The 14,741-nt window shown below is 65.9% G+C and carries 15 protein-coding genes; 7 read left to right on the forward strand and 8 right to left on the reverse strand.

Annotation, left to right across the window (positions count from 1 at the left end; translation table 11 throughout):
* Positions 1-101: 101 nt before the first annotated feature.
* Complete coding sequence (locus H8B03_RS03095) at positions 102-524, forward strand: cytochrome c family protein (RefSeq protein WP_193140220.1); 423 nt, start codon at positions 102-104, stop codon at positions 522-524.
* Between the two features lie 134 nt (positions 525-658).
* Here the strand turns inward: H8B03_RS03095 and H8B03_RS03100 are convergent, their stop codons facing one another.
* Complete coding sequence (locus tag H8B03_RS03100) at positions 659-961, reverse strand: HNH endonuclease (protein ID WP_193140222.1); 303 nt, start codon at positions 959-961, stop codon at positions 659-661.
* 19 nt (positions 962-980) lie between these two features.
* Here H8B03_RS03100 and H8B03_RS03105 point away from each other — a divergent pair, with 19 nt between their 5' ends.
* Positions 981-2,219 carry a TIGR03862 family flavoprotein gene (locus tag H8B03_RS03105; RefSeq protein ID WP_193140225.1) on the forward strand — a complete coding sequence of 413 codons (1,239 nt, stop codon included), beginning with the start codon at positions 981-983 and terminating at the stop codon, positions 2,217-2,219.
* Here H8B03_RS03105 and H8B03_RS03110 read toward each other — a convergent pair.
* The 5 genes from H8B03_RS03110 to H8B03_RS03130 all read right to left on the reverse strand — a co-directional run bounded on the left by H8B03_RS03110 (position 2,200) and on the right by H8B03_RS03130 (position 7,438).
* A complete protein-coding gene (locus tag H8B03_RS03110; protein WP_193140227.1) occupies positions 2,200-2,817 on the reverse strand; it encodes a glutathione S-transferase family protein in 618 nt (205 codons plus the stop codon). The two genes, H8B03_RS03105 and H8B03_RS03110, sit on opposite strands and share 20 nt — an antisense overlap.
* Positions 2,818-2,820: 3 nt before the next feature.
* Complete coding sequence (holA, locus tag H8B03_RS03115) at positions 2,821-3,846, reverse strand: DNA polymerase III subunit delta (protein WP_193140229.1); 1,026 nt, start codon at positions 3,844-3,846, stop codon at positions 2,821-2,823.
* Positions 3,843-4,355, reverse strand: coding sequence for an LPS assembly lipoprotein LptE (gene lptE / locus H8B03_RS03120; RefSeq protein ID WP_193140231.1), 513 nt, complete (start codon positions 4,353-4,355; stop codon positions 3,843-3,845). The genes holA and lptE overlap by 4 nt, the downstream gene beginning before the upstream one ends.
* Complete coding sequence (gene leuS / locus H8B03_RS03125; RefSeq protein WP_193140232.1) at positions 4,342-6,906, reverse strand: leucine--tRNA ligase; 2,565 nt, start codon at positions 6,904-6,906, stop codon at positions 4,342-4,344. Before leuS ends, lptE begins: the two co-directional genes overlap by 14 nt.
* 64 nt (positions 6,907-6,970) lie before the next feature.
* Entirely contained in the window at positions 6,971-7,438 is a 468-nt protein-coding gene (locus H8B03_RS03130) for a DUF3576 domain-containing protein (protein ID WP_193140234.1), read from the reverse strand.
* Between the two features lie 253 nt (positions 7,439-7,691).
* Between H8B03_RS03130 and H8B03_RS03135 the strand changes: the two genes are divergently transcribed.
* Together H8B03_RS03135 and H8B03_RS03140 are read left to right on the forward strand one after the other, a co-directional pair.
* Positions 7,692-8,657, forward strand: coding sequence for a porin (locus tag H8B03_RS03135; protein ID WP_193140235.1), 966 nt, complete (start codon positions 7,692-7,694; stop codon positions 8,655-8,657).
* 110 nt (positions 8,658-8,767) lie between these two features.
* Positions 8,768-9,424, forward strand: coding sequence for a YggS family pyridoxal phosphate-dependent enzyme (locus tag H8B03_RS03140; protein WP_193140237.1), 657 nt, complete (start codon positions 8,768-8,770; stop codon positions 9,422-9,424).
* A gap of 12 nt (positions 9,425-9,436) precedes the next feature.
* Here H8B03_RS03140 and H8B03_RS03145 read toward each other — a convergent pair whose 3' ends face one another.
* Positions 9,437-10,684 carry an AGE family epimerase/isomerase gene (locus H8B03_RS03145; protein ID WP_193140239.1) on the reverse strand — a complete coding sequence of 416 codons (1,248 nt, stop codon included), beginning with the start codon at positions 10,682-10,684 and terminating at the stop codon, positions 9,437-9,439.
* 285 nt (positions 10,685-10,969) lie between these two features.
* On the opposite strand from H8B03_RS03145, the gene H8B03_RS03150 reads away from it, so the two are divergent.
* Positions 10,970-11,383: a rhodanese-like domain-containing protein gene (locus H8B03_RS03150; RefSeq protein ID WP_193140242.1), complete on the forward strand. Its 414-nt coding sequence runs from the start codon at positions 10,970-10,972 to the stop codon at positions 11,381-11,383.
* A gap of 7 nt (positions 11,384-11,390) precedes the next feature.
* Positions 11,391-12,026, forward strand: a complete 636-nt coding sequence (locus H8B03_RS03155) for a VOC family protein (protein ID WP_193140244.1) — start codon at positions 11,391-11,393, stop codon at positions 12,024-12,026.
* Positions 12,027-12,035: 9 nt separating this feature from the next.
* On the opposite strand, the gene H8B03_RS03160 is transcribed toward H8B03_RS03155, so the two are convergent.
* Positions 12,036-13,292 carry an arylsulfotransferase family protein gene (locus H8B03_RS03160; RefSeq protein ID WP_193140246.1) on the reverse strand — a complete coding sequence of 419 codons (1,257 nt, stop codon included), beginning with the start codon at positions 13,290-13,292 and terminating at the stop codon, positions 12,036-12,038.
* A 201-nt stretch (positions 13,293-13,493) separates the two neighbouring features.
* Between H8B03_RS03160 and H8B03_RS03165 the strand changes: the two genes are divergently transcribed.
* Positions 13,494-14,663, forward strand: a complete 1,170-nt coding sequence (locus H8B03_RS03165; protein WP_193140248.1) for an iron-containing alcohol dehydrogenase — start codon at positions 13,494-13,496, stop codon at positions 14,661-14,663.
* The last annotated feature ends 78 nt before the right edge of the window (positions 14,664-14,741 follow it).

The raw sequence follows: 14,741 nt of genomic DNA on the forward strand, positions 1-14,741 counted from the left end.
GCATGGTGCCAAGGTCGTGTTGAAAGCTGGCGCGATCCGCGCAATTTCAACGGTGAGATCACCGGACGCCGGTGCTGACGCCATTGAAAGGAGACCGCCCCATGACGACCCCCCTTCTCGCTGCCGCCCTTGCGACCCTGTGCGTCACGCCCCTGCTGGCCCAGGGCGACGTCGCCGCGGGCGAAAAGGCATTCCGTAAATGTGTCGCCTGCCACGTGGTGGTGAACGACGCGGGCGAGACTCTTGCGGGCAAAAGGGCCAGCACCGGCCCGAACCTGTATGGTGTGACCGGACGCGCGGCCAGCACGGTCGAGGGCTTCAAGTATTCAGGACCGGCCCTGCAACTGGGCGAAGCCGGGGTGATCTGGGATGAGGCCAGCTTCACCGCCTTCGTGCAGGATCCCACCGCCTATCTGCGTGCTACGCTGGACGATGGGTCGGTACGGTCGAAGATGACCCTCAAGGTGCGCAAGGAACAGGAAGCCGCCGACCTTTTCGCCTATCTGTCCAGCCTGTCGGACTGACCTGGTGCGCGCCAATCCCCTTCTTCTTGGCGGAAATACTCAAACGGCGCCGCGCAGCGGCGCCCGGCCCAACGCCTTGCGGCCGCCAGGTCGAAAGGGGGCGGGAGCATTCCCGGCGGCGGCCCTGATTCCGGTCACGGGCGCCGCCGCCGCCCCGGCGTTCGTGACCTGAAATCAGGCGGCCGCCGGACCACCCAGCCGATGAACTTCGCAAGCCGGGAATGGCTGCGCAGGGCCTCGATGGTGTTGTAGTTGCGCGCCAGTTCGGCCTCTGTCAGGGTCGCGTGAATTTCAGAATGACAGATCTGGTGCAACAGAACCGTCGGCCCGCCCTTGCCGCCTTTCAGCTTCGGGATCAGGTGGTGACGGCTTTGCAGCACCCCTTTCGGGATCGGGCGGCCGCACAGCGGGCACAGCGGATCGGTCGGATCGGTCATGGGGCAAGGATGGCGCATCATGGCCGCAGGACAAGAGCAGGTTGAGGCATTGATCATCGGCGCCGGTCCGGCCGGGCTGATGGCCGCCGAGATGCTGGCGCAGGCGGGTCACCGCGTGGTGCTGGTCGAGGCCAAGCCGTCGATCGCGCGCAAGCTGCTGATGGCGGGCAAGTCCGGGCTGAACCTGACCAAGGCCGAGGATCCGGCGCAGTTCCGGGTGGCCTATGGCACAGCGGCCGACTGGTTGGCGCCGATGCTGGAGGGCTTCGGTCCCGACGCGGTGCAGGACTGGGCACGCGGGCTGGGTCAGCCGGTGTTCACCGGTTCCACCGGCCGGGTGTTTCCCAAGGCAATGAAAGCCTCGCCATTGGTGCGGGCCTGGGCCGCAAGGCTGGGCGCGCTGGGGGTCGAGAGGCGCACGCGCTGGCGCTGGACTGGCTGGGATGGTGCGGCGGTGTTGTTCGACACGCCCGAAAGGCCGCGCCGGGTACTGGCCGATGCCACGGTTCTGGCGCTGGGCGGGGCAAGCTGGGCGCGGCTGGGCTCGGACGGGGCCTGGGCCGCGATCCTTGAAGGCGCGGGCATCGCGCTGACCCCGTTTGCCCCGGCCAATGCCGGGATCCGCATCGATTGGTCGCCGCACATGGCCCGCCACTTCGGCGCCCCGGTAAAGGGTGCGGCCCTGCGCGCCGGGACGGTGCTGTCGCGCGGCGAATTCGTGATCTCGGCACGCGGGCTGGAAGGCGGCGGGGTCTATCCGCTCAGCCAGCAGATCCGGGCAGGGGCCGCGCTGCACGCTGATCTTCTGCCCGATCGCGAAGCCGCATGGATCACCGCACGGCTGGCCCGCCCGCGCGGCAAGGCCACGGTGGCCGCCCATCTGCGCAAGAGCCTGAAGCTGGACCCGGCACGGCTGGCCCTGTTGCAGGAGTTCGGCCGCCCGCTGCCCGACACACCCGAGGGGTTGGCGCACTGCATCAAGGCCTTGCCCATCGCCCACGCCGGACTGCGCCCGCTGGACGAGGCGATTTCCACCGCCGGGGGGGTGCCGCGTGCGGCGCTGGATGACGGGCTGATGCTGACGGCCCGGCCCGGCACCTTCTGTGCCGGGGAAATGCTGGATTGGGAAGCGCCCACGGGGGGCTATTTGCTGACCGGTTGTCTGGCCACGGGGCGTCACGCAGGGCGCGCTGCCGGGGCGTGGCTGTCAGGCGGGACGCTGGACGCAGGCGTCGAGATCAGCCCGCGTCTGAGTTGAGCGCCGCCTGCCCGCGCGCCACCGCCGCCCTATAGGCCGGTCGGGCCTGCATCCGGGCCAGATAGTCGTTCAATTCCGGCAGGTTCAGGTCAAATTTCGCCACATTGGCCCAGCTCATGCAGTGGGCTGCAAGGATGTCGGGGACGGTCAGAACTTCGCCCATCAGGTAGGGGCCGTCGCCGATGCGCCGGGCCAGCGCCTTGGCCGAGCTTCGCATCTCCCACCGCAGGCTGTCCTTGATGGCGGGCATCCGGTGTTCCTCGGGCAGGATGAAACTGTGCCGCGCGGCGGTCCACAGGGCCGCATCGAACTGATCCAGCAGGAAATGCATCAGCCCATCCTGGCGCGCGCGCTCCATCGAGCCTGCGGGATAGGTCAACACCTCGTGCCGGTCGGCCAGAAAGTTCAGGATCGCGGTGCTGTCGGTCAGCGCCTCGCCCTCGACCAGCAGGATCGGCACCTTGCCCAGATCGTTGTGGGCAACCACCCGGTCCGATTGCGGCGGTGCCGGGATCAGGTCATAGTCCAGCCCGGCTTCCTCCAGCATCCAGATCACGCGGAAGGTGCGGGTGCGCGGCAGTCCGATCACGGTGTACATGGTTCAACGTCTCCCCAGATATGTCAGGCGGAACAGGGCGCGTTCCATCAATGCGGCCTGCGGCGCGTTGGCCCCGGCCGCGCGCAGCGCCAGATCGGTCTCGACCAGCACCGCCAGCGCCTCTTCCAGCCGCGCGGCCCCCCAGTGCTGGGCCTGCCGTTGCATGGCGTTGCGGCGCGGGCCGAACAGCGGCGGGCGCAACCGGGCGACGCCTTCGGACACGCCACCGGGATGGGCGGCGATCATGTGCAGGGTGCGGAAATGCATCAGCGCGCCGATGCACAGGGTTACCGGCGCGACGCCCTGATCCTTCAGCCGCCGCAGGGTGCTGGCCAGCGCATCGGCGCGTCCGCCCGCCACCACCGCCAGAAGCTGATCGACCTCGGCCTCGGTGGACAGGGGGGCGATGGCGGCAATGTCCTCGCCGCTGACCGGCGCGGGATCGTTCAGCTTGTACAGCGCCAGCTTTTCCACGTTCTGTGCGAAATCGCCGGGGTCGAGGGTTTCGGCCAGCGCCACCAGATCGTCCATCGCCGCGCGCGGCAGATCCCGCAGTCCGGCCTGCGCCAGCGCGGCCTCGATCTCGGCACGGCTGGGCGGATCGGCATAGACCGCCGCCGCATAGACCGCTTTGTGCGTCTCGAACAGCTTGCGCAGGGCCGAGGACTTTTTCAGATTGCCGGCGGTCAGGATGATCTGCGCATCGCCGGGCTGCCAGGCCTCCAGCGCGGATTTCACGGCCCCGGCCAGGCTTTCAGGGGCCATGTCCACGAAGACCACGCGCGGGCCAGGAAAGAACCCCGCCGCACGGGTCGCATCCCCCAGCGCCGCCGGATCGCCACGCAGATCGCCGGGGGCCAGCCGCGTCAGCCGCATTTCGGCCTCGCCTTCCGGCCCTACAAGCGCGGCGATGACCTGCTGGCGTTTCAGCGCCACGCGCATGGCGTCGGGACCATAGATCAGCAGCCCCGCCTTCTTCGGGTCCGGTCGGGCGAAATACCCGGTCGCATCCCGCGCCGATAGCTTCACCGCGACAACTCCGGCCCGGAAATCAGGCGTGACATGATCTTGTCGGCCAGAATCACCGTCAGGCGGTCATAGCCATCGCGCTCGGCCGCCTGTGTCGAGACCGAGATGCCCGACGAGTTGTAGCTGGAAAACCCGTCCACCCGTCCCGACATCGCAACGCCGCCGGTCGAAGTGTCGACCAGCTGATAGGTCGCAACGCCGATCAGGTTGAACTGGTTGGTGCTTTGCGCGGTGGTGATCGCCACCCGTTCGGAGCGCGTGCGCAGGGTATAGCTCAGCCGGTAGCGCGGCGATTGCGGCGGCCCCAGCCGATCCTGCAACGCCTGCCCCAGAGAAAACTCCACATTGCCGTTCTGGAAAGCTACATCGACGTTGCCCGACAGGGCCGCGCCCTGTCCGCCGGGCGCGTATACCGGCGTGAATTCACAGGCCGAGGTCACAAGGACCGCCGCCAGCGCGGCCAGCGCGCCGCGCCTTGTCGGGCCGGGGCTGGTCTCAGACCACCACATTGACGATGCGCCCCGGCACCACGATCAGCTTTTTCGGCGCGCTGCCGGCCAAGGCCTTCTGCACCGCCTCATGGGCCAGAACCAGGGCCTCGATCTCGGCCTTGGGCATGTCCTTGGCGACCGAGATTTCGGCCTTGCGCTTGCCGTTGATCTGGATCGGCAGAGTGACATTGGCTTCGACCAGCAGCGCCGGATCGGCCTTGGGCCAGGTGGCCTGCGCGACCAGTCCTTCGCCCTGCAGCAGCGACCAGATTTCCTCGGCCAAATGCGGGGTCATCGGCGACATCAGTTGCGCCATCACCCGCAGGGCGCGGACCCGGTCGGCATTGGGCGCCTTCGATTTGTGCAGCGTGTTGGTGAACCCATAAAGCTTGGCCACCGAGGTGTTGAAGGCAAAGCCCTCGATCCCCTCGGTCACGTCGCGGATGGCGCGGGCGGTGGCGCGGGCCAGATCGTCGTCGCCGATCTCTCCGCCGGCCTCGGCATGGGCGGCCAGCTCGCTGGTCATGCGCCAGACCCGCGACAGATGCTTGAAGGCGCTTTCAGCCCCGGCCGAGGTCCATTCCACGTCGCGCTCTGGCGGGCTGTCCGACAGCATGAACCAGCGCGCGGTATCGGCGCCGAAGCGCGTGACGATGGCCACCGGATCGACGACATTCTTCTTGGATTTCGACATCTTGGCCGAGGGAATCACCTCCACCTCGGTGCCGTTTTCCAGCTTGCCATCGGTCACCTCGGACGGCAGGTGATACACCGGGCGGCCCCGGTCGTCGCGGGTCTGATAGATCTCATGGGTGACCATGCCTTGCGTGAACAGCGCGTTGAACGGTTCCTTCGCGCTTTCGGGCAGGTAGCCACAGATCACCATGGCGCGGGCAAAGAACCGCGAATAGAGCAGATGCAGAATCGCGTGCTCGATGCCGCCGATATACTGGTCGACGTTCATCCAGTAGTCCGCCTCGGCCCGGTCGGTGGGCGTCGCCGCCCCCGGCGAGGTGAACCGTGCGTAGTACCACGAGCTGTCGACGAAGGTGTCCATCGTGTCGGTTTCGCGCTTGGCGGCAGCCCCGCACGCGGGGCAGGGCACATCGCGCCAGGTCGGATGCCGGTCCAGCGGGTTGCCGGGGCGGTCGAACTCCACGTCCTCGGGCAGGCGGACGGGCAGGTTTTCCTTCTTCTCGGGCACCACGCCGCAGGCCTCGCAATGCACAACGGGGATCGGACAGCCCCAGTAACGCTGACGCGACAACCCCCAGTCGCGCAGCCTGAACTGGGTCACGCCCGCGCCCCAACCGGCGGATTCCGCCGCCGCGATGGCCGCCGCGACGCCCTCTTCACCGGTGGTGGGCGTGCCGGCGAACCCCATGACATAGCGCACCGCGTCGGTTTTCGCGGGCACGAAGGCCTCTTCTTCTTGGTCCAAATACTCAGGCCCGGCTTCCGCAGGCGCGTCGGCAGGCACGAAGACCGATTTGATCGGCAGGCCGTATTTGCGCGAGAACTCGAAATCGCGCTGGTCGTGGGCCGGACAGGCGAAGATCGCGCCGGTGCCATAGTCCATCAGGATGAAATTGGCGATCCAGACCGGCAATTCCCACGACGGATCAAGGGGGTGGCGCGCTTTCAGCCCGGTGTCGAATCCCTTCTTCTCGGCGGTTTCCAGATCCGCCTCCGAGGTGCCCATGCGACGGCATTCGGCGCAGAATTCGGCGATCTCGGGGTTTTCGGCTTCCAGCGCACGGGCCAGCGGGTGGTCCGGCGAGATGCCGACAAAGCTGGCACCCATCAGCGTGTCGGGCCGGGTGGTGTAGACCTCGATCTTCTCCTGGCCGCCCGCCGGGGCGGTTAGGTCGAAGGCAAAGCGCAGGCCCTGGCTCTTGCCGATCCAGTTGGCCTGCATGGAGCGCACCTTCTCGGGCCAGTCGGTCAGCCCGTCCAGGGCGGTCAGCAGCTCTTCGGAATGCTCGGAAATGCGGAAGAACCACTGGGTCAGTTCCTTGCGTTCGACCAGCGCGCCCGAGCGCCAGCCGCGCCCGTTCTCGACCTGCTCGTTGGCCAGAACGGTCATGTCCACCGGATCCCAGTTCACCACCGCGTTCTTGCGATAGACCAGACCCTTGTCGAGAAAGTCGATGAACAGTGCCTGTTGCTGGCCGTAATAGTCCGGGTCGCAGGTGGCGAATTCGCGGGACCAGTCCAGCGACAGCCCGAGACTGGCGAACTGCTGCTTCATGTTGGCGATATTGGCATAGGTCCATTCGCCGGGATGGATATTGCGCTCGATCGCGGCGTTTTCCGCCGGCAGGCCGAAGGCGTCCCAGCCCATCGGATGCATGACCGAGAATCCCTGCGCCGCCTTGTAGCGCGCCACCACGTCGCCCATGGCGTAGTTGCGCACATGGCCCATGTGCAGGTTGCCGGACGGATAGGGGAACATCTCAAGCACGTAATACTTGGGACGGTCCGGGTCGGGCCGGGCCCGGAACACCTCGGCCTCGTCCCAGGCCTGCTGCCATTTTGCTTCGATGGTGGCGGCGTCGTATCGCGACATGGCGGTTCTTTCTGAATCTTGGTCTTGAGCACACCGGCCGGACACTGCGGCCCCCGAATCGGCGTTACAGGTTCTGGTCGCGGATGCGCAGCATGCGGGCGTGAGTCAGAATCGCATCTTCCACCGCGCGCACGGTTTCCGGCGATGCGGGGCCCGACCGGGTCGACAGCGCCAGGTTCAGCGACCGGGCATCCAGTGCGGGATCCTGCACATAGACGGTGGCGCGATAGGCGCGGCTGCCGCCGGGCGGCGTGCCATAGCCCATCACGATGACACCGGAAAACGGATCGGAGGCTTCGACCGGCATGAAGTCCAGCACCTCCAGCGCGGCGGTCCACAGGTACCGGTTCACTTCCAGCGTGACATTGGGATCGTCAACATTCTGGAACAGGTCCCACAGGGTCGATTCGGGCACCGGATCATCCCCGGCCAGCGGCACCTCGGTCACCTGCTGCCCGGTCGGGCCACAGGACGCCAGCCCGGCACAGATCAATACCGTGCACAGAAAGGGGCGACTGGTTTTAAAGGTCATGCGCGTCGTTCCTGATCCTGATGTCCTGCAATCCCTAGCCGACCCCCTTGCCGCGGACAAGCCAAAGGCCGCTGCATCCGCCTGCAGAGACGCCGCGGCCCCGGCTTCACTGTGGCAAAGCTGCACCAATTCAGGATCATGATTTGCGGTTGCTTTCGGTGCTTCTTGTTTTGGGCGCCGGAAAGCGAGAGATAGGGTCCAGCTCAAACGGGTGCTCCCGATTTGAGGACCACCTTTATCTACGAGGGAACCGATGAAAAAGATTCTTCTTGCCTCGACCGCACTGGTCGTAACCGCGGGTATCGCAGCCGCAGACGTCAAAGTTTCGGGCGACGGCCGTATGGGTGTTGTCTACTACGATGACAACTTCGCACGTGTCGACAGCTACGGCGAAGAGCAGAACTGGCAGTTCAACAGCCGGATCCGCATCAAGTTCGCAGCTTCGGGTGAAACCGATGGCGGCATGACCTTCGGCGGCTCGATCCGTGCCGACAACGCACTGGGTGGCCGTTTCGGTACCTCGGGCGACGTCTTCATCTCGTCCGACACCTTCGGCACCCTGGCAATGGGTGACGTGGACGGCGCAGCCGAGACCGTTGTTGGCGACCTGGACATGATCTCGCTGCAGGGTCTGTTTGACCAGAACGAAATGCTGTACCTGTTCGGCGCCAACGATCCGTCGGCTCTGTACACCTACGCATGGGAAGGCCTGACCCTGGGTCTGTCGCTGTCGGACGACCAGGAATACGCACTGGGCGCCGGCTGGGACGGTGGCATGTGGGGCGTTGGCCTCGGCTACGAATACCTGCCTGAAGGCGGCAACGTTCAGATCAGCATCGACGATCAGGACATCACCATCTTCCGCGGCGTGAACGAAGACACCGAGCAGCTGATCGGTCAGGCCTACGTGACCTTCGCGAACATCACGCTGAAAGGTGCCTACGGCGAGATCAAGCAGGGCAGCCAGAACGCAGACCAGTATGGTGTGTCGGCCATCGGCGACTTCGGTCAGTTCTCGGTCGCAGCCTACTACCGCGTCCTTGAAGGTCTGAAGGGTGCACAAATTGTTGGCGGCGGCACCATCCAGAAAGACAAGCTGGAAAACTACGGCATCGGTGCTGCTTACGACCTGGGCGGCGGCGCATCGCTGGTTGGCGGTATCGCCAGCGTCTTCGGCGGCGACACCACCGGTGACTTCGGTCTGAAGTTCGCGTTCTAATCTGAACACCGAACTTGTTTTGGGAGAGCGGGCCTTCGGGTCCGCTCTTTCCTTTTGTGCGCCTGCATGTTTGAACATCCCCGAAATGTTCAGGAAGCCATGAGACGCCCATGCCTCTTGCCGAGATTACCGACCGCATCCACAAGGCCGAAGCCGCTGCCGGCCGGCCGCAAGGCAGCACCACGCTGATTGCCATTTCCAAGGTTCAGCCGCTGGACCGGGTGACCGCGGTGCTGGGCGAAGGCCATCGCGTCTTCGGCGAAAACCGCGTGCAGGAAGCCACCGGACGCTGGACCCCGCTTCTGGACCAGTACGACGGGCTGGATCTGCACCTGGTCGGGCCGCTGCAATCAAACAAGCTGCGCCCGGCGGTCGAACTGTTCGGTACCATCCATTCGCTGGACCGCGAGAAACTGGCGCGCAAACTGGCCGATCTGGCGCAGGAACGCGGGCAGTGCCCGAAGCTGTTCGTGCAGGTCAACACCGGGGCCGAGCCGCAGAAGGCCGGGGTTCTGCCCGAGGCGCTGGACGCCTTCATCGGGGCCTGCCGCGCCATGGATCTGACGCTGGACGGGTTGATGTGCATCCCGCCGGTGGACGAGGAACCCGCCCTGCATTTCGCGTTGCTGCGCAAGATGGCCGAACGCAACGGGCTGAGCGGCCTTTCGATGGGCATGAGTGCCGATTTCGAACAGGCCATCGCCCTTGGCGCCACCCATGTGCGCGTCGGCTCTGCCCTGTTCGGCGACCGCGTTCCGGCCGCCTGACCGGCGCCCCGGTCAGGCCGGGGGCAGATCCTGCAGGCTGGGCGCGATGTGCGACAGTTCCGGGCTGAGCGGAAACAGGCAGGCCTGAAGCGCGTGATAGATGTCGGGCTTGCCCTTGAACTGGGTCGCGTCGGGCTTGCCTTGTGCATCCACCTCTGGATACCAGCCGCCCCGCGCTGCATCGATGAAATGTGACGCGGCAAACTGCCAAAGCTGGCGGTAGCGGGCTTCGTCTTGCGGGTTGCGCTCCAGCTTCAGCAGCGCGGCATAGGCGCCGATGGCCTCGGTCACCGGCCACCAGTAGCGATCGGTGATCCGCGGGCTGCCGTCATGGTTCAGGGTATAGTAGAGTCCGCCCTTTTCGGCATCCCAGGCATCTTCGAAGGCCGTATCGATCAGTTTGCGCGCGGTCTGCGGGACGCGGTCGTCCTGCCGTCCGGTCAGATCCCAGTATTGCAGCAGCAGTCGTCCCATTTCAAAGGAATGCCCCGGTGTGGTGCCCGCCGGGCGGAACATGGCATCGCCGGTAAATTCCAGATCCACGGACCAGTCGCTTTTATAGTGTTCGGGGATTCGCCAGCCATGCGCGGGCGCCCTGTTGAACAGGAAGAACTCGAAAATGCGGCCGGCCCGATCCAGATAGATCTGGCGGCCGGTGGCTTCATAGGCCGCCATCAGCCCCTCGGCCCCGTGCATGTTGGCATTCATGCCGCGATAGTCTGAAAACGGTGTCCAGTCGCGGTTGTATTCATCGCACAGCCGCCCCGGCGTCTCTTCCCAGAAATGGCGGTCCAGAACCTCGCTCACATCGGCGATCAGGCGGTCGGCATCCGGGTGCCCCACCATCCGGGCGCTGGATCCGGCCAGAAGCACGAAAACATGGCCATAGGCAAGCTTGCGCGGGTCGGCCATGGCCTGGTCCTTGATGCCCCAGACATAGCCGCCATGCCGGGTGTCGCGATGGCCGCTCCACAGCGCATCCATCCCCCGGTCGATGATCGCATCGCAATCCTCGCGTCCCAGCAGTTTGCCCAGGGCAAAGGAATGCACCAGCCGCGTGGTCGAATGCAGCGGCTGTATGGCGTCGGTCAGCGGGTTGCCGTCGTAGTCGAGCGACCGGAACCCCGGCTCCGGCCCCAGCACCCCCTTGAAGAAGTCGAACATCGCATCGGCCTGCGCCCGCAGCCAGCGGCGATGTTCGGGCGTGTCGATCCAGAACAGGTCGGGGTCGGCGGGGCCTGCGGGGGCAAGGTCGGTCATCGGGCGCACTTTCTGGCAATGCTGCGGGCGCGGGGGCACCCGTGCTGGGGGCATGTCACGGATTCGCGGCGAGGATACCCAAGCCTTCGCGGATTGAAACCGCAATCCGACGCGGCGGTCCAGCGACCCAAACCGCGCCGCCGCCCTCGACGGCTCGCGCATAGCGCGAACAAGCCGCGCGAATCCGCCCCAACGACCCCCGGAAAGGCCCGAGCCCTGTTGCACGACTCTGCCCGGCAAGGCACGCTGTTGTTAACCTCTTGTCGCCAGCACAGGATCGGAACCATGAGACTTCAGACCCCGGTTGCCGAGATGGTTGCCACCGCACGCGCCCGGATCACCGAAATCGAGACGCCGGATCTGATCGCGCGTCTGGGCGATCCGAACCTGATTGTCGTGGATATCCGCGATGTGCGCGAACGCCAGCGGTCGGGCTATATTCCCGGAAGTTACCACGCGCCGCGCGGCATGGTCGAATTCTGGGTCGATCCCGACAGCCCGTATTTCAAGACAATCTTCGGCCAGCAGGACAAGACCTTTGTCTTCCACTGCGCCTCGGGCTGGCGGTCGGCGTTGACGGTGGCCACCCTGCAGGACATGGGATTTGACGCGGCGCACCTGCGCGAAGGCTTCTCAACATGGGAAAAGCACGGCGGACCGGTGGAGTTTCCCGCGTCGCGCAAGGTTGAACCGGACTGACACCGCCATGACCCCGCGACTGGATCACATCGTGCTGGGCTGCGCCCGGCTGGATCAGGGCGCCGACGCCCTGCAGGGCAGGCTGGGGGTGACTCTGCCCGAAGGGGGCCAGCATCCGGCGATGAGCACCCACAACCGGCTGACCCGGCTGGGGTCCGAGGCCTATTTCGAACTGATCGCGGTCGATCCCGCCGCCCCCGATCCGGGCCGTGTGCGCTGGTTCTCGCTGGATGATCCGGCCACGCAGGCGCGGTTGGCGGCGCGTCCCCGCGCGTTGTGCTGGGTTGTGGCAGTTGATGATCTGGACGCCGTGGTGGCCCGCAGCCCGGTCGATCTGGGCGAGGTGTTGAGCCTTGCGCGTGGCGATCTGACGTGGCGGTTGACCGTGCCGCGCGATGGCCATCTGCCCGAAGCGGGGCTTCTGCCGGCCTTCATCGAATGGCCCGGCGGGCAAGGCCCGGCAAGCCGCCTGCCGGATCAGGGGTTGCACCTGACCGCCATCCACCTGCGCCATCCCGCGCCCGAGACATTCGGCCAGACGCTGGAGGCGCTTGGCCTGTTGCCGCTGGTGCGGTTGCACACCGGGCCGCGCGCCCTGTCCTTCGACATCGAAGGCCCCGCAGGCCCTGTCACGCTGGACTGACCCCGTGTGCTAGTTGGTGCAGCTGGGCAGGCTGTCGAAGAAATCCGGCCCCACATGCACGGCGGTGGTGATGATCGAGTTGTAATCCCCGCTCAGCACGTTCGAGATTTCGCGCACCAGTTCGCCCTCGGCGGTCAGCTCGATCACCCGGCCTTCCATCGGGGCCGAAACCAGCCAGTTGCCGTTGGGCAGACGTTCCTGCTGGCCCATGATGTAGCTGTCGAATTCGAAGCCCGAGCCCGCGAACTTGTCGCGCACAACGCCGGTGGTCATGTCCATCTCAAGAATGGTCGAGCGCATGCGATGGGTGTTGTTCGAATAGACGGTGATGGTGCCATCGGGATGGAAATCCGCGTCGTGCTGATGCTCCCACGGGCCGGCCTTGTGCCATTTCAGCTTGCCGGTCTGGCGATCGACGACGCCGACAAGGTCGATGGCGCGGTGTGACATGATCAGATCACCGGCCTCGAACTGGGGGAAGGCATCAGCCCAGGCCGCGGGCAGAACCTCTACATCGTTGGGATGGATGATGTCGGGGATCTCGTCGGTCTTCGCGTCCATGTTCCAGCGGAAATGCTCGGGGATACGGAAGGCCATCAGGGCGTCGGGGTCGGGCAGCAGCACGTCCTGCACGAGGTCGATGGATTCCAGCGTCTCGCCGGTGTCGGCATCCACCCGCACCATCTGCTGGTCATGGCCGCCATCCCAGTATTTCGACGTCCACGTCCAGAAGCCGCCCAGATCGGGATCTTCGGTCAGCGAATGGTGGTACACCACGTCCGTCCGCCGCCAGATTGGCTCTCCGCAAGCATCGAATCGCGCCATCCCGAAGCCATCATCGAAGTTGGCCAGGATCGAGCCGTCGGGCAGGGGCCGCACCGCGTGCACGAATTCCATCTCGGTGCCGCCGTCGATCACCTTGGAATGGTCGATCTTCCACGAATGCAGCACCGCACCGTTTTCGTCGATCAGGTCGGTGACATAGCCCGGCTCGGGGCTGGCGATGCGGTTGATCAGCAGATAGCCCGGCGCGATCTTGTCGGCCTGATGCACCACATAGCGGTCATCGGGCATCCGGGGCGGGCGGCGCAGATAGGTGCCATCGGGCACCACGTATCCCGTCGCGCGCCAGGACTTCACCGCCTGTTTGGTGTCGTTCAGCATTTTCCAGGGGGCCCAGTCCTTGTGGGTCGTCCACATGCCCCCAAGGAAGGCCAGTACACCAACGAGAAACAGGGCAGAGAGAAGAGAAACAAATCGGGACATCAGACCAGCCACACCGTGGAAATTTCCCGCAGGGTGAAGGATTGGGGCGCGAAGTCAACCACGCGCGAGGCGCCTCCCTGACGCAGGGGGCGTTTTGGGGTCAGCGATCCTCGGCCAGACGCCGACCTGGGCTGATCCACCCGCCCTTGATCTGGCCGCGAATTTGCCTGCATTCTTGGCCCGAAACAGGGGGAGCGCAGCGTGGATTTCACATTCAGCACCACAGGCACCATTCGCCAGCAGCGGGGCGGGGCCGCGCAACTGGGCCGCCTGCTGGCCGACACCCCGGCCACCGCCGGGCTGCGCCGCCTTCTGCTTGTCACCGATCCCGGCATCATGCGGCTGGATCTTGCCGGTCCGGCGCTGGCCGATCTGGCAGCCTGCGGCATCGCCGTCACCCTGTTTGACGGTGTCGAACCCGATCCCAAGGCCCAGACCGTGCGGGCCGCGGCGGATCTGGCCCGTGACTGTGGCGCGCAGGGGGTGATCGGCTTTGGCGGCGGTTCGTCGATGGATGTGGCCAAGGTCGTGGCGTTGCTGGCCCGGTCGGATCAACCGTTGGAGGAGATCTACGGCGTCGGCATGGCGCATGGCCGGCGTCTGCCGCTGGTGCTGGTGCCCACCACCGCCGGCACCGGGTCCGAGGTCACGCCGATCTCGATCCTGACCACCGGCACGCAAGAGAAAAAGGGCGTGGTTTCGCCCCTGCTGCTGCCCGATCTCGCGCTGCTGGATGCCATGCTGACCCTTGGCCTGCCGCCGGCGATCACCGCCGCCACCGGCGTGGATGCCATGGTGCACGCGATCGAGGCCTATACCTCGGCCAGCCCCAACAACAACCCGATCTCGCGCCAGTTGGCGGTGCAGGCGCTGACGCTTCTGGGGGCGAACATTCGGACCGCTGTAAAGCAAGGCGCGGACATCGATGCGCGGGAAAACATGGCGTTGGGGTCCATGCTGGCGGGGCAGGCCTTTGCCAATGCGCCGGTGGCGGCGGTGCATGCGCTGGCTTATCCGGTGGGCAGCCTGTTCCATGTGCCGCACGGGCTGTCCAATGCCCTGGTGCTGCCGCATGTGATGCGCTTCAATGCGCCCGCCTGCGGTCCGGCCTATGCCGAACTGGCGCCGCATCTGTTTCCCGACATGGACATGGCCCGCGACAGCCAGGCCATTACCGCCGATCTGATCGCGCGGCTGGCGACGCTGAACACCGATCTGGGCCTGCAACCGGGTCTGCGCAGCGTCGGCATCGGCGTGGATGATATCGACCGGCTGGCCGGTGACGCCATGAACCAGACGCGGCTGCTGGTGAACAACCCGCGCCCGCTGACGTTGGAGGATGCGCGGGCGATTTATCGCGCCGCCCTGTAAACACGGGATTGCCGACCCCGGCAGTTTCGCTCAGACATGCACTGACGTTCGGGCCAAGACGGCAGATCGCCGGGCCCA

It is taken from the genome of Meridianimarinicoccus sp. MJW13 (assembly GCF_014901205.1).
GTDB lineage: Bacteria > Pseudomonadota > Alphaproteobacteria > Rhodobacterales > Rhodobacteraceae > Meridianimarinicoccus.